The 22192-nt window shown below is 68.5% G+C and carries 25 protein-coding genes; 13 read left to right on the top strand and 12 right to left on the bottom strand.

The window, feature by feature from the left end; genetic code table 11:
* Positions 1–105: 105 nt before the first annotated feature.
* Entirely contained in the window at positions 106–729 is a 624-nt protein-coding gene (locus QM806_RS10315; RefSeq protein WP_005260485.1) for a superoxide dismutase, read from the bottom strand.
* A gap of 258 nt (positions 730–987) precedes the next feature.
* On the opposite strand from QM806_RS10315, the gene QM806_RS10320 reads away from it, so the two are divergent.
* On the top strand, positions 988–2181 hold the full coding sequence (locus tag QM806_RS10320) for an acyltransferase family protein (protein ID WP_051055367.1): 1194 nt from the start codon (positions 988–990) through the stop codon (positions 2179–2181).
* The gene (msrA, locus tag QM806_RS10325; protein WP_043787771.1) at positions 2141–2851 is read left to right on the top strand and encodes a peptide-methionine (S)-S-oxide reductase MsrA; all 711 of its coding nucleotides are present in this window, start codon (positions 2141–2143) and stop codon (positions 2849–2851) included. Before QM806_RS10320 ends, msrA begins: the two co-directional genes overlap by 41 nt.
* A 9-nt stretch (positions 2852–2860) precedes the next feature.
* On the opposite strand, the gene QM806_RS10330 is transcribed toward msrA, so the two are convergent.
* On the bottom strand, positions 2861–3328 hold the full coding sequence (locus QM806_RS10330; protein ID WP_005260482.1) for an anthrone oxygenase family protein: 468 nt from the start codon (positions 3326–3328) through the stop codon (positions 2861–2863).
* 2 nt (positions 3329–3330) lie between these two features.
* Positions 3331–4161 (bottom strand): Rossmann-fold NAD(P)-binding domain-containing protein, encoded by an 831-nt coding sequence (locus tag QM806_RS10335; protein ID WP_054247498.1) that lies wholly within the window; start codon positions 4159–4161, stop codon positions 3331–3333.
* An 81-nt stretch (positions 4162–4242) separates the two neighbouring features.
* Here QM806_RS10335 and QM806_RS10340 point away from each other — a divergent pair, with 81 nt between their 5' ends.
* Positions 4243–5184, top strand: a complete 942-nt coding sequence (locus QM806_RS10340) for an AraC family transcriptional regulator (protein WP_054247497.1) — start codon at positions 4243–4245, stop codon at positions 5182–5184.
* Between the two features lie 108 nt (positions 5185–5292).
* Entirely contained in the window at positions 5293–5886 is a 594-nt protein-coding gene (locus QM806_RS10345; RefSeq protein ID WP_043787769.1) for an Rv1733c family protein, read from the top strand.
* Positions 5887–5892: 6 nt separating this feature from the next.
* Here QM806_RS10345 and QM806_RS10350 read toward each other — a convergent pair whose 3' ends face one another.
* Positions 5893–6204, bottom strand: a complete 312-nt coding sequence (locus QM806_RS10350; RefSeq protein WP_005562556.1) for a DUF3303 domain-containing protein — start codon at positions 6202–6204, stop codon at positions 5893–5895.
* A 26-nt stretch (positions 6205–6230) separates the two neighbouring features.
* A complete protein-coding gene (locus QM806_RS10355; RefSeq protein ID WP_005562554.1) occupies positions 6231–6644 on the bottom strand; it encodes an ester cyclase in 414 nt (137 codons plus the stop codon).
* A gap of 127 nt (positions 6645–6771) precedes the next feature.
* On the opposite strand from QM806_RS10355, the gene QM806_RS10360 reads away from it, so the two are divergent.
* Entirely contained in the window at positions 6772–7251 is a 480-nt protein-coding gene (locus tag QM806_RS10360; RefSeq protein ID WP_005562552.1) for a RidA family protein, read from the top strand.
* Here QM806_RS10360 and QM806_RS10365 read toward each other — a convergent pair.
* Positions 7248–8177: an LLM class F420-dependent oxidoreductase gene (locus QM806_RS10365; protein ID WP_005562550.1), complete on the bottom strand. Its 930-nt coding sequence runs from the start codon at positions 8175–8177 to the stop codon at positions 7248–7250. The genes QM806_RS10360 and QM806_RS10365 overlap by 4 nt on opposite strands.
* 41 nt (positions 8178–8218) lie before the next feature.
* Between QM806_RS10365 and QM806_RS10370 the strand changes: the two genes are divergently transcribed.
* Positions 8219–9085: a S49 family peptidase gene (locus tag QM806_RS10370; RefSeq protein WP_210461317.1), complete on the top strand. Its 867-nt coding sequence runs from the start codon at positions 8219–8221 to the stop codon at positions 9083–9085.
* Here QM806_RS10370 and QM806_RS10375 read toward each other — a convergent pair whose 3' ends face one another.
* A complete protein-coding gene (locus tag QM806_RS10375) occupies positions 9086–10867 on the bottom strand; it encodes a hypothetical protein (RefSeq protein WP_054247496.1) in 1782 nt (593 codons plus the stop codon).
* 456 nt (positions 10868–11323) lie between these two features.
* Between QM806_RS10375 and QM806_RS10380 the strand changes: the two genes are divergently transcribed.
* The 3 genes from QM806_RS10380 to QM806_RS10390 are packed head-to-tail and all read left to right on the top strand — an operon-like array spanning position 11324 to position 14028.
* A complete protein-coding gene (locus tag QM806_RS10380) occupies positions 11324–12319 on the top strand; it encodes a DUF4328 domain-containing protein (RefSeq protein WP_210461318.1) in 996 nt (331 codons plus the stop codon).
* The gene (locus tag QM806_RS10385; RefSeq protein ID WP_133985904.1) at positions 12316–13080 is read left to right on the top strand and encodes a glycerophosphodiester phosphodiesterase; all 765 of its coding nucleotides are present in this window, start codon (positions 12316–12318) and stop codon (positions 13078–13080) included. Before QM806_RS10380 ends, QM806_RS10385 begins: the two co-directional genes overlap by 4 nt.
* A gap of 33 nt (positions 13081–13113) precedes the next feature.
* Positions 13114–14028 carry a DUF5926 family protein gene (locus tag QM806_RS10390; protein WP_120659927.1) on the top strand — a complete coding sequence of 305 codons (915 nt, stop codon included), beginning with the start codon at positions 13114–13116 and terminating at the stop codon, positions 14026–14028.
* A 68-nt stretch (positions 14029–14096) separates the two neighbouring features.
* Here QM806_RS10390 and QM806_RS10395 read toward each other — a convergent pair whose 3' ends face one another.
* Positions 14097–14642: a ferritin gene (locus QM806_RS10395; RefSeq protein WP_005260470.1), complete on the bottom strand. Its 546-nt coding sequence runs from the start codon at positions 14640–14642 to the stop codon at positions 14097–14099.
* A 223-nt stretch (positions 14643–14865) separates the two neighbouring features.
* Here QM806_RS10395 and QM806_RS10400 point away from each other — a divergent pair, with 223 nt between their 5' ends.
* Positions 14866–16056, top strand: coding sequence for a lipase family protein (locus QM806_RS10400; RefSeq protein ID WP_120659926.1), 1191 nt, complete (start codon positions 14866–14868; stop codon positions 16054–16056).
* A gap of 10 nt (positions 16057–16066) precedes the next feature.
* Here QM806_RS10400 and QM806_RS10405 read toward each other — a convergent pair whose 3' ends face one another.
* The 4 genes from QM806_RS10405 to QM806_RS10420 form a co-directional block, all read right to left on the bottom strand.
* Positions 16067–16618 carry a ferritin gene (locus QM806_RS10405; RefSeq protein WP_283291309.1) on the bottom strand — a complete coding sequence of 184 codons (552 nt, stop codon included), beginning with the start codon at positions 16616–16618 and terminating at the stop codon, positions 16067–16069.
* Between the two features lie 23 nt (positions 16619–16641).
* On the bottom strand, positions 16642–17850 hold the full coding sequence (locus QM806_RS10410; RefSeq protein WP_231137786.1) for an LCP family protein: 1209 nt from the start codon (positions 17848–17850) through the stop codon (positions 16642–16644).
* Between the two features lie 264 nt (positions 17851–18114).
* The gene (locus QM806_RS10415; protein ID WP_054248860.1) at positions 18115–18933 is read right to left on the bottom strand and encodes a CPBP family intramembrane glutamic endopeptidase; all 819 of its coding nucleotides are present in this window, start codon (positions 18931–18933) and stop codon (positions 18115–18117) included.
* Between the two features lie 37 nt (positions 18934–18970).
* The gene (locus tag QM806_RS10420; RefSeq protein WP_005573463.1) at positions 18971–19735 is read right to left on the bottom strand and encodes a DUF2470 domain-containing protein; all 765 of its coding nucleotides are present in this window, start codon (positions 19733–19735) and stop codon (positions 18971–18973) included.
* Positions 19736–19851: 116 nt separating this feature from the next.
* On the opposite strand from QM806_RS10420, the gene QM806_RS10425 reads away from it, so the two are divergent.
* Genes QM806_RS10425 through QM806_RS10435 form a run of 3 tightly spaced genes read left to right on the top strand, consistent with a single transcriptional unit; the run spans position 19852 to position 22184 of the window.
* Entirely contained in the window at positions 19852–20544 is a 693-nt protein-coding gene (locus tag QM806_RS10425) for a hypothetical protein (RefSeq protein WP_005573464.1), read from the top strand.
* Positions 20545–20598: 54 nt separating this feature from the next.
* A complete protein-coding gene (gene pheA, locus QM806_RS10430; RefSeq protein WP_005573465.1) occupies positions 20599–21516 on the top strand; it encodes a prephenate dehydratase in 918 nt (305 codons plus the stop codon).
* Positions 21513–22184, top strand: a complete 672-nt coding sequence (locus QM806_RS10435) for a histidine phosphatase family protein (protein ID WP_242322344.1) — start codon at positions 21513–21515, stop codon at positions 22182–22184. Before pheA ends, QM806_RS10435 begins: the two co-directional genes overlap by 4 nt.
* Positions 22185–22192 lie beyond the last annotated feature (8 nt).

Raw genomic sequence — 22192 nt, forward strand, 5'->3', positions numbered from 1 at the left:
ATTGGACGCTCGGCCTGCTCGGAAGGAATTCCGGACCCGAAACGAGCACGAGCGCACAGAAGCGCCGATGACGGCGTTCTGTGCGCTCGGGAACGAGGAGTGTGACTAGCCGATGAGGCCGGCACCCTGGGTGCGGGCACGGTCGAAGCGCTCCTGTGCGTCCGCCCAGTTCACGATGTTCCACCAAGCCTTGACGTAGTCCGGCTTCACGTTCTGGTAGTCGAGGTAGAAGGCGTGCTCCCACATGTCGAGCATGACGACGGGAATGATCGCGGCGGTGATGTTGCCGTGCTGGTCCGTCATCTGCTCGATCACCAGGCGCTGGCCGATGGTGTCGTAGCCGAGCAGAGCCCATCCGGAGCCCTGGATGGTGGTAGCGACACCGGTGAAGTGGGCCTGGAACTTGTCGAAGGACCCGAACTGGTCGTCGATGGCGGCAGCCAGGTCGCCGGTGGGCTTGTCGCCGCCGTTCGGGGACAGGTTCTTCCAGAAGATGGAGTGGTTGGTGTGGCCACCGAGGTTGAAGGCGAGGTTGCGGGAGAGAAGGAGCGCCTTATCGGCGATCGTGCCGTCCTCACGGGCCTCGGCCATCTTCTCGAGGGCGGTGTTGGCGGCCTTCACGTAGGTCGCGTGGTGCTTGTCGTGGTGCAGTTCCATGATCTTGCCGGAGATGTGCGGCTCGAGAGCTGCGTAGTCGTAGGGGAGTTCCGGCAGCGTGTATTCAGACACGAGGGTCCCTTCTTTGTGGGCGTGCGAGCCCTGATTCTTCCGGGTGCAGACTTCGTGTGATCACGCGTCACACACCCGCCTTCTCTAAACCGTTCTCGGGTATATACCCAATCTCATTGGTACACCCTCCGCAACACCGGGTCTCCCGGGGGCAATTCCCGCACAGGAAAGTTCGGGCACCCGAAAAAAGGCTGTCGCGGTGACACTGGATGTCGTGAGAATTCGTCCGAGCGGTGAACGGAACCTTAAGCTGACGCGATGCCTTCGCTGATACCTGTTGCAGATTCGCACGCGGCCGCGCCGCGTGTGGAGCTCACGGGCGCGAACCTGCTCCGCTTTTTCGCAGTTCTGGCCGTGATCTACTCGCACATTTCGTTCTATCTGATCGACGACCTCGGAACCGGATGGTGGTTCATCGACGTCGTCTACCAAATCCTCGTCGAGCGGGGCGGTCTCAACCAGCATCTGTCCTTTCTCGGGGTCGCCGTCTTCATGATGCTGACCGGGGTGTTGATCACCCGTTCGGCCATTCGTCACGAGCCCGGACAATTTCTGGTCAACCGGCTCGGACGAATCCTGCCCGCATTCTGGGTGGCCGTTCTCGCCGCGATCGTGCTGGTCCGCCTCGGCATCAACGGCATGTTCAGCGGCCAGGACGGGGTGTCGAATGTCGACGCCGCCCTGAGTTTCGTGCTCGGCGGTTTCTTCCTCAAACCCGAGGTGGCGGTTCTCGGGGTCACGTGGACCCTCGCCGTGCAGATCTTCTTCTACTTCGCCTGCGTGGCCGCGCGCCCCGTTCTGCGCACCCTGCCCATCGCGATGCCGATGGCCGGTGCCGCGCTCTGCGCGCTGATCCTGCTCTACAACCTGTACGCGCCGCAGCCGTACACGGTCCCGATGCTCTCCAAGATCGCCGCGACGCTGCCCGCCGTGTTCCTCGGGCAGATCATCTACCTCGGCTGGGCGCGGCTCGCGGACTGCCGGTGGGTCGTCGTCGCCGGTCTGGCCCAGGTCGAGGTCATCCGCCTCGCCACCGACTTCCGCGTGTACTGGGCGGGCGATCACTACCTCTGGACGTTCGCCGTCGTCACCGCGTGCGTCGTGCTGGTGGGCCGATACGACGGTCCCGCGGCGCACTGGGCCGTCGTGCGCTGGACCGCGACGCGCAGTTACGCGATCTACCTCGTCCACACGCTGATCCTCTACCGCGTGTACGAGCACACGGTCGGCTCGTTCGGCGAGACCGGGGCGGTGATCGCATTCCTCGTGGTGACGGCGCTGGTGTCGGAGGCGCTGTACCGGTGGGTGGAGGTCCCCGCCACGGGGTGGGTGACCGCGCGCGTCGAGCGGATGCGGGCGCACTCGGCGCTCGCCCAGGAGACCACTCCGGCACCGCGCGTAGCATCGAATCATGTCTTGGTACGACGAGCTTCTGGGTCGAGCAGCCGCTAAATCCGTGATGGTCACCGCTGAGGATGCCCTCCCCGGTCGCAGTCAGCCGATTCCCGTTCCGGCGACGCACTTCGTCAACGGTCGCCCCCTGCAACCCCCGTTCCCCGAGGGCATGCAGACGGCGGTGCTGGGCATGGGATGTTTCTGGGGCGCGGAGAAGGAGTTCTGGCAACTCGACGGCGTCTACACCACCGCGGTGGGATACGCCGGCGGCTACACGCCCAACCCCACCTACGAGGAGACGTGCTCCGGTCGCACCGGACACACCGAGGTCGTGCTCGTGGTCTTCGATCCGAAGGTGATCTCGTACGCCGAGATCCTCAAGGAGTTCTGGGAGAACCACGACCCCACGCAGGGCATGCGGCAGGGCAACGACCAGGGAACGCAGTACCGTTCGGCCATCTACACGATCGACGAACAGCAGGTGGAGATCGCCGAGGCCACCGGTGAAGCGTTCGAGAAGAGGCTCGCCGAAGCCGGATACGGGGCGATCACCACGGAGATCGCCCCGCTCACGCAGTTCTACTACGCCGAGGACTACCACCAGCAGTACCTCGCGAAGAACCCCGGCGGTTACTGCCCCGTGCACGCCACCGGCGTCAGCTGCCCGGTCGGGCTGCTGAAGCAGGACGAGGTGCCGGCGCAGACCGACATCCTGCCGCCCTCGTAGCCCCCGGTCTCAACCGCGGGTCGCGGACCACGTGAGCACCGCGGACGCCGCGATGGCGCTGACGGTGCGCACGTGGTTCCACCCGGTCCATCCCGACACGTAGTCGCGCCAGTACGCCGCCGAATCGGCCGCGGTGGGATCGATCGCGTCCAGCGCGTTGTTGTGCGGCACGTGGTAGACGACGGTCAGGGCGATTCCCACGAGATACAGCACGCAGGCGATTACCGCGTAGACGGCCGAACCGTCGTGCCGCACCACGCTGACGACCGCGAGCACGATCGATGTCAGTGCGGTGCCGAACAACGCGGTCATGAACCAGAAGTTCGGCGCCTCGCGGTTGATCGCCTGCATCGCCGCGATGCCCTGGGCCGGCTCCAGCCGACCGAGTCCGGTCATGATGAACGTGGAGAACGCGAACATCACGCCGCCCACCACGCCGGCGCCCACCGCCGTGACGATCGTCAGATAGCGCTCCACGGTCAGACCCTCCAGACACCGGCCGCTGCTGCGGCGCGGACATAGTCGGTGAAGTCGCGGGGTGCGCGCCCCAGAGCGCGTTCCACCCCGTCGGTGAGTGATGCGTTGCGCCCGTCCAGCACTTCGTCGAACAGGTAGGTGAGCAGGCCGATCGCGTCGGACGGTACCCCCTGCCCAGCCAGGGCCGTCGAATACTCTTCCGAAGTGACTGGGGTGTACCGGATTTCGAGACCCGTTGCCTCCGCGATCTCGGCGACGGCGTCACCGAACGACAACAACCGCGGTCCGGTCAGTTCGTAGAGTTCGCCGGCGTGGCGGTCCCCGGTCAGTGCGGCGACGGCGATCTCGGCGAGATCGTCGGCGTCGACGAAGGGTTCGAGCACGTGCCCATCGACGGGCAGTGCGAGGTCGCCGGCGAGCAGTGAGTCGAGCATGAAGCTCTCGCTGAAATTCTGGCTGAACCAACTGGACCGCAGGATCGTCCACTCGGCTCCCGCCTTGCGGATCGCGAGTTCGCTGCGCTCGGCCTCGGTTTCGCCGCGACCGGAGAGCAGGACGAGTCGCCGGGCGCCGTTCGCGACGGCCAGGCCCGCGAACTCCTCGACGACCTCCGCCGCTCCCGGCACCGCGAGATCCGGGTAGTAGGCGATGTACACCGAGGTGATTCCGTCCAGTGCGGGCCGCCACGTGTCCCTGTTCTCCCAGTCGAACGGGGGACGGCCGGAGCGGGAGCCGCCCCGGGCAGGTACTTCCGCGGCGGCGAGCCGGGCGAGGACGCGGCTACCGACCTTGCCGGTGCCGGTGAGGACGAGTGTGTGCGGTGTCGTTGTCATGTCTTTCAGTCAAGACGGCGACGTCGAGACTTTCCATGGTTGAAACGCGCCGATCCATACGCGAGCGTCTACGCTGGATGTGTGGATCCCCTCGCCGGTCTCATCAGTGGTCCCCGTGCCGCAGGCGCGTTCGTGCTCCGCTCGATCATGGAACCGCCGTGGTCGCTGCAGATCGACGACCACGCGCCGCTCAGCCTCGTCGCGATGGGCCGGGGCGAAGCGTGGATCCTCCCGCACACCGGCGAGCCGGTGCAGCTCACCGAGGGTGACGTCGCGATCGTCCGCGGACCCGAGCGCTACGTCGTCGCCGACCATCCGGACACCCCGCCGAACGTGATCATCAACCCCGACCAGAGCTGCACGACGCTCCGCGGGGAACCACTCGCCGAGGCGATGGACCTCGGGGTGCGCACCTGGGGAAACAGTGCGGGCGGCCGCACGGTCATGCTGACCGGGACGTACCAGACCCCGGGCGAGATCAGCATGCGACTGCTGGCCGCGCTCCCGGAACTCGTCGTGCAGCGCCGCGCCGACTGGGACTCGCGGCTGGTCACCCTCATGCACGACGAAGTTGTGCGGGACGAACCCGGACAGGAAGCGGTGCTCGACCGTTTGCTCGACCTGCTGCTGATCGCGGTGCTGCGCGCCTGGTTCGCGCGGCCGGCGGCCGAGGCACCGTCGTGGGTGCGGGCGCAGAGCGACCCGGTGGTCGGCAAGGCAATGCGCATCCTGCAGAACAACCCCTCCCGCCAGTGGACCGTGGAGTCGCTCGCCGCGGAAACCGGCCTGTCGCGGGCTGCCCTCGCGCGACGGTTCACGGACCTCGTCGGCGAACCGCCCATGACTTTCCTCGCCGGCTGGCGGCTGTCCCTGGCCGCGGATCTGCTCCGCGAACCCGATGCCACGGTCGCGTCCGTGGCCCAGCGCGTCGGGTACGGGAGCGGATTCGCGCTGAGTGCGGCGTTCAAACGCGTGCGCGGAGTGAGCCCCAAGGAGCATCGTGAGATGGCGGGGAGCAGATGAGTGTATTACGGCACAGTGCCCAAAGACACACCGGATCGACTTGATCTTGTTTGCCTTGCGTACGACCCTGGATGGTAGGGAATTGTCGGCGAGAGGACCGGATCCGGAATGTGGAACAACTCTCCAGCACGGGGGCTGCGTCAGCGGTCGGCCCGTCAGCGGCACAACCCGCTACTCCGGCGCTCGGACCGGATCGAGAACATGCTCACCCTCGCGGTCGTGGTGCTCGCGTTCGCGATGCTGCCCCTGGCCATCCTCGTGGGCGCCCGGACCATCGACAGTCAGCTGACGCTGGCGGAGAAGCAAGTCGCGGACTACCGCACCGTCTCCGCCACCACGCTCGCCGACTCCACCGGCGTGTCCGTCACCTCCGACGTCGCACCGTCGGGCGTCGACACCGCCCCCGCCAAGTGGACGTGGGGTAACGAAACCCGCCACGCCGACATCACCGTCGACCCCGCCACGCCTTCGGGAACGAAGGAAGACATCTGGGTCAACGCCGACGGCAACCTCACCACCGAACCGATGTCGCCGTCCGCGGCACGAGTGGCCGGCGTGATCGCCGGGATGTTCACCTGGTTCGCGGTGATGATGATCGCGCTGTCCGGCTTCCTCATCTGCCGCGCCTCCCTGAACCGCGGCCGCGACGCGCAGTGGGACCGCGACCTCCGCCAGTTCCTGGATTCGACCACCCGGCACTGAGCCCGCTCAGCTGATCGAGCCCCTGAACTCGACCGCCTGCTGCGCAGCCTGCGTCGTGACAGCGATGTCGGCGACAGGGTAGACGTGGAACTCGAAGAAAGGTCCGAATTTCGTCGGACCGTCCAAGATGTCGTTCGGGTCATCCGCCTCGACGAAGGCGAATCCCCCGGTTCCGTCCAGGCGACCGAGGAAATGATGGAAGGTCGCCCCTTCCGCCGGCGTCCATCTCGCGAACACTTCCAGGCTCCGCCGCGCAGCTGCCTCGTTCTCGGCGGCGGACCCACCGTCACGCAGCGTCCAGGTAATCACGTACTTCATTGCACCCTCCCGAGGGCGTGCCGGGATCAGCTCGCAGGGACCGCGCCGAGCTGCTGAAGGAATCCGAGTGTGTCCCACACCTGCCAGGTCTCGGCGATCTTGCCGTCGGCCAGACGATGGATCGAGATCGCATCCACTCGGATCTTGTTTCCGGTCGGCGGAATCCCGTTCATCTCACCGACGTGTGTTCCCGTTCCCGTCCAGCGCACGACGACGCGGTCGCCGGCCGAGAACATCTCCTCGACGGTCCAGTGCCCGTCCACCCCGTTCTGATAGGCCGAGATCGCCGCCGCCATTCCCGCGGGACCCGGCCCACCCGGGACCTGGGGATCGTGCATCTCGTGGTCGCTGCTGAACAGCTCCTCCGCTATCTCGTTCTTCCGATCGTTGTTCATCTCCTCGTAGAATCGACGCACTACCGCTTCTTCCGCAGAACCCATGACAACCTCCGGCGCACTCGAGTGACACGGCCGTTCCGGTCGTACTTCGAGCTTTCCACCGGTGGAAAGGGAACGGAATGTTGCTGAGCACGCCGAATGACCCGGGCAGTCGTCGAGCGGAGGGGTGATGGGCGCGGAGTCCCGACTACGTGATCTGGGGCTGGTGCTGCCCCGCGCCGTCCAGCTGCCGCCGGGGGTGGAGTTGCCGTTCAGCTGGGTACGCGTGCACGGCCGCAGAGTGCTGGTGTCCGGTCACGGGCCGCTCGCCGAGGACGGCACACCCGCCGGACCGTTCGGCTCCGTTCCCGCCGACGTGTCGGCCGCCGATGCCACGCACTCAGCCCGGCTCACCGCCCTCGCGGTGCTGGCAGGGGTTCGCCGCGCGGTGGGCGATCTCGACCGCATCGGTGCGTGGCTCACCGTCACGGGATTCGTCAACGCCGAACCGGGCTACGAGCAGACCACCGCGGTGCTCAACGGGTTCTCCGAGGTGGTGCTCGACGTGTTCGGCCCGGACATCGGCGGCCACGCCCGGACGGCGATCGGGGTGGCCGCGCTGCCCCTCGATCTTCCGGTCGTCGTGGCCGCCGAACTCGAGCTTGCCTAGCTCAGTTGCGGAACGACCTCACTGGCGACCAGTTCCAGGTGGTCGAGGTCGCTCAGATCGAGGGTCTGCAGGTAGATCCGCTGCGACCCCGCCTCGGCGTAGCGGCCGATCTTGTCAACGAGCTCGGCGGGCGACCCGGCGAGTCCGTTCTCCCGCAGCTCGCTCACCTCGCGTCCGATGCTGGTGGCGCGTTTCGCGATCTCCTCCTCGGTGCGCCCGCAGCACAGGACGAGCGCGTTGGAGTACACCAACTCGGTGGGGTCGCGATCGATCGCCTTGCACGCGAGCCGGACCCGTTCGATCACGTCCCGCGTCTCGTCGACGGACTGGAACGGGACGTTGAACTCGTCCGCGTACTTCGCGGCCAGCGCGGGAGTCTTCCTCTTGCCGGTGCCGCCGATCAGGACGGGCGGACCCTGCGGCTGCCGCGGCTTCGGAAGTGCGGGCGAATCCTTGACCGTCACGTGCGTCCCGTCGTAGGAGAACGTCTCACCGAGCGGAGTGCGCCACAGCCCCGTGATCACGGCGAGGGACTCCTCGAGCCGCTCGAACCGCTCCTTCAACGGCGGGAACGGAATGCCGTACGCCTGGTGCTCCTCCTCGTACCAGCCGGCGCCGATGCCGAGGTCGACGCGGCCACCGCTCATCTGATCGACCTGCGCCACCGAGATCGCCAGCGGTCCGGGATAGCGGAACGTCGCGGACGTGACGAGGGTGCCGAGACGGATCGTGGACGTCTCGCGGGCGAGACCCGCCAGCGTGATCCACGCATCGGTCGGTCCGGGAAGCCCCTCGGTGTTCATGGCGAGGTAGTGATCCGACCGGAAGAACGCGCCGTAGCCGAAACGTTCGGCGGCCTGCGCCACCGCCAGAAGATCGTCGTAGGTGGCACCCTGCTGGGGTTCGGTAAAGATTCGCAACTCCATGTGAACCACTCTGCCCGATCCGTGATCGGTACGCTGATTTCATGGCCAAGATCCCACTGAACCTGCCGAAACCGCTGGCCGACAAGCTGCCCGACGCGTTCGGAGGCTCCGGCGCCGGCGTGGTGCCGGTGGTGCGACTGCAGGGGATGATCGCGTCCGGCGGAGCGGGGTTCGGGCGGGCGCTGAGCGCGGAATCCGTCGAGGAACCGTTGCGACGCGCGTTCACCACGCACGGTGCCAAAGCGGTGGCGCTGTTGATCAACAGCCCCGGCGGGTCGCCGACGCAGAGCGAATACATCGCCGCCCGCATCCGTCAGCTCGCCACCGAACACGAACTGCCCGTGCTCGCGTTCTGCGAGGACGTCGTCGCGTCCGGCGGCTACTGGCTGGCCTGCGCGGCCGACGAGATCTACGCGACCGCCACGTCGGTGGTCGGCTCCGTCGGTGTCATCTCGGCGGGCTTCGGGTTCTCCGAACTGATCGACCGGCTGGGCATCGAACGGCGGCTGCACTCGGCCGGCGAGGCGAAGGCCCGCCTCGACCCGTTCTTCGCCGAGAAGTCCGAGGACGTGCAGTGGCTCGAACAGATCCAGGAAGGCATCCACGACGAGTTCCGCGACTGGGTGGTCGGCCGCCGGGGGGACAAGCTGAAGGCGGACGGGGCCGAGTTGTTCAACGGCGACGTCTGGCTGGGACGCCGCGCCGTCGAACTCGGCATCGTGGACGGGATCGGAACACTGCGCGAGGTGGTGGAGAAGCGGTTCCCCGACGCCACCCTCGAGATGACCGGGCCGCGCCGCTCCCTCTTCGCGAAGCTCGGGCTGCCCGCTGCGAGCTGGGACGACGTGGCCGCCGCGATCGTCGGCGCGGCCAGTGCCCGCGTCGCCTGGTCGCGGTACGGGCGGTAACTACTTCGGCACGACGACCCCGACCGGGCCCGCGCCGATACACAGCGACAGGTCCGGGGTCAGGGTGCTCACCCGCACGCTCTGCCCGCCGCCGGTGAGTCGCACGAACACCGAATTCGGGCCGCGGTGCACCGGCACCCGCACCGGGCTGCCGACCTCCATGGCGACGGCGATCTCACCGTCCGCGGTGGCCATGTAGTTCAGCTGCGCAGTCCACTCCCAGCCGGTCAGCGGTCCGTCCAGGGGAAGCGGGACGAAACTGCGCTGGTCGACCAGGTGCCCGCAGTCCGGAACCGGTCCGGGATCGATCGCGCGCACCCACGTGACCTGGGCGTCGACCACCGAACCCGCGTCGTCGATCATCCGGAGGTCGGGGGTGCTGTCGGAGAACTCGGGGCGGTCGCGCAGCGGGGCGAAGACCCGGCTCACCAGGTTGTTCGGGTACGCCACCGGCAACAGCACCCAGATGGACGCAGGCTGCTGGAGGATCGGCGCGTCATCCCGTTCGGCGAGCGACGCACGCGCGGTCGCGAGGTACGCGGTGGTCGGGTTCTCCTCCCAACTGCGGGTGAACGTGTACGTCGACCACAGGCTGCTCGCGACGAACGCGACCACGGCGGCGACGGACACCAGCGGCCGCACCCGGACCGGGTCGGCGCGTCGGCGGGGTGCACGGGCGATCACGGCGACGGCGATCGCGAGGATCACCGCGGTGTCCGTGTAGTAGCGCAGCGTCTGCGCGAGTTCGTAGGTGGTGTCCGCGCCCCAGCGGGTGACGACCATCGCGGTCACCGACAGCAGGAAATACGCGGCCGTGAGGACCCACACCCAGCCGATGCGGCGCTTCAACCGGACCGTCGCGACGACCGCCGCGACGAGGACCACCCAGCCGACCACCTCCAGCGCCGTCGACGGGGAGGCCCACGGGGGACTCGGAATCCACCGATCCCACGTCCACGGCCCACCCACGAACGTGGGCAGCAGTCCGAGCGACGTGCCGTGGTGGAACAGTTCGAACGCGCGCGACGCACCCGCCCATTCCCACTGTGAGGCGACGGTGGAGAAGTAGAACGCCGCCCACACCGCGAGCACCGCCGCCGACGGGAGCCAGAGGGCCGCGCCTCGCCGCAGCGTCGACCGCACCGGCCGCTCCCGCTCGCCGACGTGCGCGAGCAGAGCCACGGTCGCGAACGCCGCGAACGGGACCACGACGGACTTCTCGAAGAACAGCAGCGACGCGATCAGCACGAGCGTGCCCGACACCGCGTACCGCCGCCGCCCGGTGCGGCACAGTTCGAGGGCGTCGCGCGCCACCCAGGCCAGCGCGATCTGCAGGGGCAGTGCGTTGAGTGCCGCCGCCCACCAGGCGAACGCCGGCACGGTCAGCGGGGAGAACAGATAGATCGCCAGCGGAACGAGAAGGACGGGTCGTGGACCGAGGATCGTGCGAAGTAACCGGAAGACCGCATACGACGCGACCGCCTGCAACGCGATCATCGTCAGCATCGGCAGGATCCACTGATACGGCGCCACCCGCGTCGCGATACCCGCCACCAGGAAGGCCCCGGGCATGAGATGACCGTCGTGGTCGTAGAGCAGCAGGTCGGCGGAGAGCAGCGGGAGGCTTCCACCGCGTCCGGCAAGGATCAGATCGTCCCAGTAGAAGTCGCTGCGGGCGGCCACCCACGTCCGCACGAGAAGTTGCACCACGACGAGGGCGGCGGCCACCTGGAGGACACGGGCGGGCCCGAGGTGCCACCGCGATCCGACGTCGTCCGTCATCGTTTTCCGAGATTACAGATCGGGTGGAACCAAACCGCGCCGGGCTGCGTCAGATCAAGTGTCGGGACATTTTCGCCCGGCACAGGTGGGGGAGACGACGGCCGGTCCGGAGTTCTCGGGTCGCTTCGCGGGCGATCCGAACTGGAGGGGTAATTCCGGGCCGAGCCGTCGGTCACCGAGTCCGATTGTTCACCGAGCTGCGATGTCAAGTTCATCCACCGTTGTGGACCGTTCATCCGAAGCTGTCAACAATCGCGGATTCGCATGCGCTCTGACCTGTGTATGAGCACTACTCACACTGTCCATAACTGTGTATGAACCTGTGGAAACTGTGGATAACTCGGCATTTCTCGTGGTGCAGCTCACACATTCTCCCCAAGAAGGACGATTCGGTCGTGGGCTGCCCGCATTCGCGGGTCGTGACAGAATCGGCAATGTGAAGTGGGTGCGGAGGGCATGAGCGTCGTCGTTCAGGTGTGCGCGCGATGCGCGGCTCGGTGGCCGGTCCTCGGCTCCCCGGCGCAGTGGTGCCCGCGTTGCCACGGTGTGCTGCTCGCCCCCGTCCGCACCGACCAGCACCAACCACCCGCGAGCCGGGGGTTCCGCTGGATCGCGCGATCCCCGCTGCGGCGCAGCGGTCTCGCGGCCGAGGCGCCGACGGCCGGCCCCACCCCGCACTACACCGAGATCCCCCGCTGGGGACTCCACGATCACGTCGAATCACCCTCCGCGCGCCGCGACTGGCCGGAACTGCTCGCCGGCAAGACGGCCTCCTTCCTCACCCTCACCGCCGGTCTGTACGCGTTCGCCGTGATCGCCGAACTGGGCCGATACGCCGTCCTCCTCCGCAACCGGACCCGGCTGATCGATCCCACCCTGCTCGCCGTGTCCGACATCGCGGTGTTCCTCGGCCAGGCCGGCGGAATGCTCCTCGCACTGCTGTCGGGGATCGGCGGAGTGTGCTGGTTGCTGCGGATGCGGCGCCGCACGTTCGCCCGGGCCAAGACGTCCGACCCGCGCACCCCCACCGAGGTGATCGCCGGTTGCGCGGTGCCGGGCCTGAACCTGGTGATGCCGGGTGTGTACCTGCTCGAGGTGATCCGCCGCGACCCCCGCGCGGTCCTGCTGGTCCGCGCCTGGTGGAGCCTGTGGATCTTCGGGGCCGTGCTTGTCGTCTTCAACTGGTTCTGGCGCTCCAGGCCGGGTCTGCAGGCCATGGCGGACGGTGTCCTGCTGGCCGCCTTCACGGCGCTGGTCGCCTCCGCGACCGCCGTACTCGCACTGATGGTGCTCCGGCGGCTCGAGGGCCGGACACTGAAGGGGGCGAAGGAACCCGTCACCCGCTGGGTGATCGCCACCGGTCCGCCGCCGCAGACGGACGCGGAGAAGGCTGCGGAGAAGCCCGCGGAGAAGACGTCCGCGGCCAGTGACCGGGAAGCCGTCGCGCCGTGAGCCCCGACCGGCGCGGCCCCCTGGTGGTGGCGCACCGCGGCGCATCCGCGGCCATGCCGGAACACACACTCGCCGCGTACGAGCTGGCGCTGGAAGAGGGCGCGGACGGGCTCGAATGCGACGTGCGGCTCACCCGGGACGGCCACCTCGTGTGCGTCCACGACCGCACCGTCGACCGGACGTCCACCGGAGCCGGCGTCGTCAGCGAGATGACCCTCGAGGAGCTGGCGGAGTTCAACTACGGCACGGAAGACGAGCCCGCCGAACTCCTCGAGCTGAGCGCGCTGATCGCGCTCACCCTGGACTGGTCGGCGCGCCCGGTGAAACTCTTCATCGAAACCAAGCATCCCGTGCGGTTCGGTGGCCTGGTCGAGAGCAAGGTGCTCGCCGAACTGCAACGCTTCGGCATCGCCGCACCGCCGTCCGCCGACCACTCCCGCGCGGTCGTGATGTCGTTCTCCGCCGGAGCGGTGTGGCGGATCCGCCGGTCGGCGCCGATGCTCCCGACCGTGCTGCTCGGAGAATCCGCCCGGTACCTCGGCGGGGGAGCCGCGACCACCGTCGGCGCCACCGCGGTCGGTCCGTCGGTGAAGACGCTGCACGAACACCCGGACATGGTCGACAAGGCCGCCGCCGCGGGACGCGCCACGTACTGCTGGACCGTCGACAACCGCAGCGACGTCGAACTGTGCCGCGAACTCGGGGTCAGCTGGGTGGCCACCAACCACCCCGGCCGCACCAAGAAGTGGCTGGCGTCCTGACCGGACCGGCGTCGGCGTGTAGGTTTTGGCGTCGTGGCAAAGAAGAGCAAGAGAAACAGTGGTCCGAAGCCCGGTAGTGCCCGCGCCGAGAAGCTCGCGCAGCGGCAGGCGGAACGGGAGAGCGCCGCAGCGGCCGTGACCCGGCCGTTCGAAGGCCTCGCCGCCGAATGCGATCTGGTGGCGCTGCGCGAGTTCGTCCCGTCGGCGACCGCCCCGCTGCCCGTCAAGGATTCGTCCCGTCCGGTGACGCTCGCGACCGTGCTGCCCGGTGCCGTCGCGGCGCTGGTGCGCGACGAGGGCGACAGTGCCACCGGGTTCGTCGGTGTGCAGGTCCAGGCGCATTCCGCGGATCTCGGCGCCGATCTGGCCGCGTCCGTCGCCTGGGTCCGTGACGCCGCAGCCGGCGAATCGCTGGCCTCCGCCAACCCTGGATCCGACACCCCGGCACTGGCCGACGTGATCGACGCGGACGCACCTCTCGACATCACCGTGCACCAGGATTTCAACTGGTGGATCCCCGAAGGAGTGGAGCCGGCCCCCGAGGTCGCGACCACCGTGCAGCATGCGAATGCGGCGATCATGCCGTCCGCGCGAGTCGAGGCCGAAGGCGTCGTCGCGGCGTGGTGGGTCGATGCGGGCGAGAAGGCGCACATCCGCTGGGTGCGCCCGGAGAACGAGGACGATCTGATGCTGGCCCTGGCGCGCGTGCACGCGACCGGCGGCCTGCACCTCGGTGAGGGCTCGCGCTACGCCGGGTCGTTCCGGACGCACGGTCTGCTGGTCCCGGTGTTCGACCTGGACCGCGAAAAGCATGCGAACGAGTGGGCCGCCGCGACCGTCGAACTCGGTCAGCGACTGGCCGAAGCACTCGCCGTCGACGCGCCGCTCACCACCGAGGAGCGACGCGCCCGCGACGGACTGCGTGGCCGTCAGGTCACGTTGCGTTAGGCCCTTCGGGCTCGTGAGTGGTTGAGGAGTACAGAGACTCGTCAACCACTCACGGGCGGCGGAGCCGCCTAGATGGAACCGCCCGCTGCGTGCGGTGCCCCGGACGTGTCTGCGGGGCCGCTCATCTCGCGTGCGACGAACTCCTCCAGGTCGAACAGGTTGCTGCCCGCGCGGTCGGCGATGGTCAGCAGCGTCGTCATGCTGGCGACCTCTTCGACCTGCTCCTTGAGGAACCATTGCATGAACTGCTCGCCGAGGTAGTCGCCCTCTTCGCGGGCGGTGCTCGCCAATTGCACGATCTGCTCGGTAACCGTCTGCTCCTGCGTCAGGGCGAGGGCGATCGGCTCGCGTGCGTTCTCGAACTGGCCCTTCGCCGCGTCGACACCCGACAGTTCCACGGAGATGTCGCGGTCGAGGAAGTACTGGACGATCATCATGGCGTGGTTGCGCTCTTCGACGGCCTGCTTGTAAAAGTGCTTGGCCAACTGCGGCAGGTCCGCATTGTCGAAATAGATGGCAGTCGCGATGTACTGGTGTGACGCGTTGAATTCGTTGCGAATCTGATCGTGGAGCAGAGCGTGGAATTTCGTCTTGTGCGCGTCAGTGGAAGTCATGAAATGGATAATATCGCTGGTCAGAGCGGGTGTCATCCAAGTTGGACCTAATTTTGGAAAGCTTGCCCAAACTAAAGTCAACCTAATTTCGGCACCATTCTGATGTCATTTTCCTAACCTGAGCTGGCGGCGGATCCTCGACGGGAACGCGGCAAACCACGTCGGCGGGGCCTCGCCCGTGTATAAAATTCACAGCGTTCCGACGGTGCGGAGGGGCAGGCACATGTTGAGACGATCCGGTGCGTGGCTAGCGTTGATTCTCGGTGCCCTTTTCCTGGGGGCGGCGATTCCGGCCCCGGCGCAGGCCGAACCGTTGTATCCGTGGCCGGATCCCGACCCCTTCTACCTCGCTCCGGCCGACCTCGGGGTCCTTCGTCCAGGCGACGTCGTGCGGACGCGCCGGATCGACACCTGGATGTACGCGAACTCGGACGGGTGGCAGATCGCGTTCCGGTCGACGAATTCGACGGGACATCCGATCCTGGCCGTCACCACGGTTCTGCTTCCCCGCGGTGTCGCGAATCCTCCGCTCGTGTCGTATCAGGCCATCGTGAATTCGCTCGGAACCAAGTGCGCCCCGTCGCGGTCGTTGTTCAATCTGGAACTGCAGGAGTCGCCGGGCCTGTATCTGGGTCTGCAACGCGGCTGGGCGGTCTCGGTGCCCGACCATCTCGGCCCGACCGGCGCCTACGGTGCCGCGAAACTCGGCGGCATGATCACCCTCGACAGTGTCCGGGCGGTGCAGCGGGTGGCCGAACTGGGGTTGTCGCACAGCCCTGTAGCGCTGGCCGGGTATTCGGGTGGGGGAATGGCCAGCGCGTGGGCCGCGGCGCTGGCCCCGAGTTATGCGCCGGAGCTGAAACTCGACGCGGTGGTGGCGGGTGGGATTCCCGCGGACCTCGAGCAGATGGCCCAGGGCCTGGGATTCAATCCGCACCCGGGGTTCGGGCTCGCTTTCGCTGCCGCGATCGGCTTGGAACGGGAATACCCGGAACAGCTACCGATTTCGTCGCAGCTGAACGCGACCGGACTGTGGCTGCGCGAGTGGATGTCGAACGAATGCCGCCGGTTCCTCCTGTTTCACGGCGCCTTTCGCAGCGCCGGACAGCTGGCCGCGTCGACCAGCCTCATGGCGAGTTCGGGCGCGCATCAGGTGTTGCGCGACAACAGTCTGCGGTACTTCGACGGTGTCCCGACCGCGCCCCTCTACCTGTGGCACGGCACCCTCGACGGGCTGACACCGTTCGATTCGGTTGCCGAGACCGCGCACCGCTATTGCGCTGCCGGCGCCAGACTGACGTTCGTCCCGTACGAGATATCCGAGCACATGACGACGGCAGTGGTGGGCTTTCCGGACGCGTACGAATACGTGGCCGCGCGGTTCCGCGGCGAACCGGCGCCCACCCGCTGCTGACCCGGAAGGGTCAGACCCCGCCGCCCGCCCTCTTCGGCGCACCCGGCCGGACCGGCGAGTTCCCGCTCATCTCGCGGGCGATGAAATCTTCGATGTCGAACAGGTTGTCGCCGGCGCGTTCGACGATCGTGAGCAGGGTGTGCATGCTCGCGACCTCCTCGACCTGTTCCTCCAGGAACCACTGGATGAACCGCTCGCCGAGGTAGTCGCCGGTGTCGCGGGCCGTTCGGGCGAGCTTGGTGATCTGTTCCGTGACGACGCGTTCCCGTTCCACCGCCAGGGCGACGGGGGCGCGCACCGAATCGAAATCGGTGACTACGTCGTCGATGCCGGGGACGGTCACGTGGAGGTTGTTGTCGATCAGGTACTGGATCATCATCAGCGCGTGGCCACGCTCCTCGGCGGCCTGCGAATAGAACCGGCGAGCCAGTTGCGGGAGATCGTGCGAGTCGAAATAGACGGCTACCGCGATGTACTGCTGGGACGTGGTGAACTCGTTGCGGATCTGCTGCAGCAGGAGGGCGTGGAACTCGGTGGGGGTCTTCGTCGCCGATTGAGACATGGGTGTCAGTTTACGGGCGTCGGTCACGGTCCGGTGGTGACCAGTTCGGCCGGGACCTGACGGTCGTTCGCCAGCGCATCGAAGAACTGCGACGCCCGGTCGTGATCCCAGAGCAGCACGTTCCCGGCGCCGTCGACGTCCTCGAAACCGCCCACGGGGACGGTGGTGGTGATCATGTCGCCGCGCACCGCCCACGCGAGTGCGGCGAGGTGCCAGATGTGGTCGCTCTCGTCGACACGCAGCGATGCGGCGGTGTCGGTGACGAGCGGCCAGACGCGGAACGGGTTGAGCCACGTCGCGGGACTGGTGGCCTTCGACATCAACGCCGCCATGAACATCCGCTGATGGTTCATCCGGTCGATGTCGGCGAGCGCGGTCGCACGGCTGCGGACGAAGCCGAGGGCCTGCGCCCCCGTCAGTTCCTGGCAGCCGGGCGCGAGGTTGATCCCCGCGAGCGGATCGTCGATGGCGGTGTCCAGGCACATGTCGACGCCGCCGATCGCGTCGACGATGCCGGCGAAACCACCGAACCCGATCTCGGCGTAGTGGTCGATGTGCAGACCGGAGGCCTCCTCGACCGTCTGGGTCAGCAGTTGCGGACCACCGAACGCGAACGATGCGTTGATCTTGTCCTCGCCGTAGCCGGGGATCGACACGTACGAGTCGCGCGGAATGCTCACCATCGTCGCCGGGCCGCCGCCGCTGGGGACGTGCACCACGATGATGGTGTCGGTGCGGTCGGGGCCGCTGTTGCCGCCGGTCGACAGCTGCTGTTCCTGCTCGGGGGTGAGCCCGGTGCGGCTGTCCGATCCGACGAGCAGCCAGTTCGTGCCGGGGGTGTCGTCGATCCGGCCGGGGTAGTCGGCCAGCGCGTCGATCCGGTTCAGCGAACTGTCGAGGTAGTACGTCATGCCCGCGAGCGCCAGGACCAGCACCAGGAACAGGATGCCGATGCGCCGGCCCCAGTTCCGCTTGCGCTTGGGGCGTCGCTGCCCCCGGGGCTCCGGGGTCCGCGGCGGTGCGAGCGGCGGGGGTGGTGGTGGCGTGCGAGGGGGACGCCGGTCGGGCACCCGAGGCGGCGGTGGCGGCGCGTCACGGTAGGGCTGCGGCGTCTGGGTGGGCGCGTAGCCGCGCGGTCCCTGCGGCGGCGCCGACCGGGACAACTGCGGTTCGGGGGCCTGCGACCACGCCTGCTGAGGCGGCGGGGCGCCGCGTCCGTCGCGGCGGATCACCTGGGTGCCCTCCGGCGGCGGCGCGGGGGGACCCTGCCGGGGAGCGGGATGTCGCGGGCGGGGCGCAGGAGGTCCCTGTTGCGGGGGACCCTGCGGTGGCACCCGCCGCGTCTGCGGAGGAACTCGCTGGTCAGGTGGTGGCATTCGGCGGTTCGGGGGCGGCGGCACCTGCTGCCCGCCCTGCGTCCGCCGGGGCGGACGGGGCGGCAGCGGAGGATAGGGGGCGTCGCCGGTCACCCGCACGACTTTACTGGTCCGGCCGGATTACGGAATCCAGCCGACGTGCCCGCGCAGGGCGGCGTAGCCGACGAACGCGACCGAATCGATGGTGGCGTGGGCGATCACGAGAGGCCACAACCGTCCAGTCTTCTGCCAGTACCGGCCGAACACCAGACCCATGGCGACGTTGCCCAGTCCGCCCCCGAAACCCTGGTAGAGGTGGTATGTCCCGCGGAGCACCGCCGACGCGAGCAGTGACGAATTCTCGCCCCACCCGAGTTGCCGCAGCCGGGTGATCAGATATGCGACGACGAGCACTTCCTCCGCGCCGGAGTTCGCGATCGCCCACAGGATCAGAGCAGGCAGCCGCCACCAGTGATCCCCAATGGTGCTGGGCACGACGGTGAGGTTGGCGCCGACCGCGCGGGCCAGCAGGTAGAAGCCGAGCCCGGGCAGACCGATCAGCGCGGCGAGCCCGACACCCTGCGTCGCGTCGGGACGCCACCGGGGTCGGCCGAGCCCGACGGCGCGCGGGCCGAGGCCGCTGCGCCACAGGAGGTACAGACCCAGCGCAGCCCACGCGAGAAGTTTCACGACGCCGAGCAATTGCCGGGCGACGTCGATGATCTGGTTCTCCGCGCGGGAGACATTGAGGGCGACGGCCTGATCGGCGAGGTTTCCGGGGGTCAGCAGCGATTCGGACAGTGACAGCAGTCCCGACAGTCCGCTCGTCCCGAACGTGACGAGCAGGACGATCGTGATCTCGATCCACAGGGCCCGCCGCTCGCTCCCGGTGGCCGGCGGAGCCGCCGGTTCGGGTGGGGCAGGCCGTATCCAGGAGGCGAGCGTTGCACGCGAGATCACGCGGCACACGCTAGCGTGCGCCGAACCGGAATACCGATCAGCCGCGCGCGCGGAGTCCGTTCACGAACGGGCATCCCACCATCAGTCGGATCGCCCTGCTCAGCGCGACGGCGTCGTCGACCGGCGCCGAGAACGGCATCCAGATGTCGCGATCGCCGTGATCGTTCTCGACGCGCAGTCGCAGCCCGTACCGGTCGATGCCCAGGGGGCGGACACGTCCGCATCGCATGTGGGGCGGCAGTTTGCGGGACAGCATGTCGATGAGGTCGCGATGGTCCTCGTCGAGATGCTGAAGCCAGGCGGTCTCCATTTCCCAGAACGGGTCGGGCCGGGCGGCGAGCAGGTCGTCGAGGGCGACGGGTTCGGCGCCACTGGAATCGGCGACCACCGCCGATTCGAGGCGGAGCTGCAGCAGCGTCGCATCGTGCCCGACGTCGAGAAGTCCGGGGTGCGGGTATTCGGACGCCACCTCGTCGGCCAGCGTCCGGGTGTGTGCCTCGCAGAGGGCGTGGAGGGTGCCGCGCAGCCAGACGAGCGACCGCACGGGCTCACGCAGCGCGAGCGGTGAGTTGTCGGTCAGCTCCAGCACGGCGGGGATTCCGCCGCCACCGGCGAGCCAGGACAACGTGGCGGCCGCCGATTCGGTGGGCACCGCGACGACGACGTCGCCGCTGGACCGCAGGTGGTGTACCGACGTGACGGTCGGTGCGCTGCCTTCGACGGCGAGTACCGCGTCCTGGGTCCGTGCGCACGAGCTACGCACACGCTCGGCGGTGGACGGACCGGTGGTCGTGACGGGCATGGAGCCTCCTTCAGGGTTCCGCGATACTGAGGTAACCCTAACCTAATGTGGCCGAGTCGGCGATGGCAAGACCCCGAGACGATTCCGGTCCACGAGGTGGGCATTACGGTGGGGAGGTGGCTATACCTCTCACCCTCGGTGTCCCGCGATCCCGCGGACCGCAGTCGTTGCTCGCGGAACTTCTCAGCGGATCCCGGGACACGAGCCCGGCCGTCGGCGGCGCACTCGGACCGCGGGTGGTCCCAGCGTCCGCACTGCTCGACGCCGTCGGGACCGACGCCGGCCGCGTCATCGTGGGTCTCGACGTCGATCCCGCCGTTCTCCGCACCAGCGAGCAGGCCTCCTACGAGGCGGTCCGCTTCCACCTCGACTGCCCCGCGGACCAGCTCGGCGACGCGGTCGCTCTCCGGCTGCCGTCTCCGCTCGCGGTGTTCGTCACGGTCGACGGCAGCGACGACCTCGGTCTGGCCGAGTCGGCGCAGCAACTCGCGGACGCCGGCCGCATCCCGGGCCTCGCGAACGGGCACGCCATCGGCGAGGTCGCCGACTTCCTGGCCGTCCTCGCGCACGCGGACGTCGGGTACGTGGCGAGGGCCCGGGACACGGCGGAGGTGCTCGCGCTGCTGTCCGGGACGGTCGCGTCCCTTCGCGGCGACGACGTGCGGGCGGCGCTCGCGGCACCGGATCCGACGAGACTCACCTCGCTGATCCCCGAGGCCGCGGAGGCCGTCCGCGAGGTCCTGCTGGGGGTCGAGGTGCACGACCCGGCACTCGTGGCCCGTGAGCTGGCGGACGCGGGTCTGCGGTAAACATTCACCGTCAATGCGCCGGTCCGTCAACGCTCGGTGCGTAATCTCGTAGGCGTGCCAAAGATCGCGTATTTCGGACCCTCGGGAACCTTCACGGAGATGGCGCTCGCCCAGCTCGAGGCCGCGGGTGCCTTCGACGGCCCGGTCGAGCGGGTAGCTGCGACGAGTCCGCCCGCCAGCCTGGCCAAGGTACGCGACGGCGTCGTCGACGGTGCTGTCGTTCCCATCGAGAGCTCCGTCGAGGGGGCCGTGGTGCCCACCCTCGACTCGCTCGCGCTGGGCGACCGCCTGCAGATCGTGGCCGAGACCGAGCTCGACGTGGCGTTCACGATCCTCGGCGGGGCAGGCATCGAGCGGCTCGATCAGGTGCGCACCGTGCGGGCGTACCCGGTGGCGGCCGGTCAGGTGCGAATCTGGCTGGAGGAGAACTGCCCCGGCGCCGAACTCCAGACGGCGTCCTCCAACGCAGGCGCCGCCGAGGACGTGGCGAACGGCCTCGCCGACGCCGCCGTGTCCACCGCGCTCGCGGGCGAACGGCTCGGGCTGCGCAGCCTGGCCGACGGGGTGGCGGACGAGAAGAGCGCCCGCACCAGGTTCGTTCTCGTCACCGCGCCGACCCGGGTGCCCGCCCGCACCGGCGGTGACCGCACCTCGGCCGTGCTCGAACCCCACAACACCCCCGGCTCCCTCGTCGATGTGCTCTCCGAGTTCGCGACCCGCGGAATCGATCTCATCCGGATCGAATCGCGCCCGGTCCGCACCACCCCCGGCTTGTACCGCTTCTTCGTCGACTGCATCGGGCACATCGACGACCCGCTCGTCGCCGAGGCGTTCCGTGCGCTGCACCGCAAGTCGCACGTGCGGTTCCTCGGGTCCTGGCCCGCGGCGAACCCCAGCGGCCCGCCGCCGCCGTCCGACGGAGACGCAGCGGACTGGATCGAACGAATCCGTCAGGGAGAGAGGGAATCGTGAGCGGCAAGCTGATCCTGATCCGGCACGGGCAGACCGAGGCCAACGTCGAGCGCAGGCTCGACACCCGGCTGCCCGGTGCCCGGCTGACACCCGAAGGGCTCTCCCAGGCCGAACGACTGGGCACCGACCTCGCCGCCAAGGCGACGACGGCCGCCCTCGTGTCCTCGCAGGCACTGCGCGCCCGGCAGACGGCGCGCTTCGTCGAACTCGCGTCGGGCATCGCCGTCCAGGTGCGGGAAGGCCTGCACGAGGCCCAGGCCGGTGAACTCGAGGACCGCAGCGACGAGGAGTCGCACAAGCTGTTCATGAAGACGTTCCACCTGTGGCACACCGGCGAGTTGGACGCCCGGGTTCCCGGCGGGGAATCCGCCCACGACATCCTCGAACGGTATGTGCCGGTCGTGGACGCCCTGCGTGAGCAATACCTCGACGACACGGCGGAATCGGGTGACGTCGTGCTGGTCAGCCACGGCGCCGCCATCCGGCTCGTGGCGGCGCAACTCGCCGGGGTGCCCGGGCTGTTCGCCGCCAACAATCATCTGGCCAACACCCAGTCGGTGGAGCTGACACCGCTCGCGGGCGGCGGCTGGGAGTGCGTGCGCTGGGGAACCGTCGAGCCACCGTTCGAGCACCGGGTGATCCCCGGCGCGGACGACCCGATGGGGTGACGTCGTTG

The organism is Rhodococcus sp. IEGM 1351 (assembly GCF_030056875.1).
Lineage (GTDB): Bacteria > Actinomycetota > Actinomycetes > Mycobacteriales > Mycobacteriaceae > Rhodococcus_F > Rhodococcus_F opacus.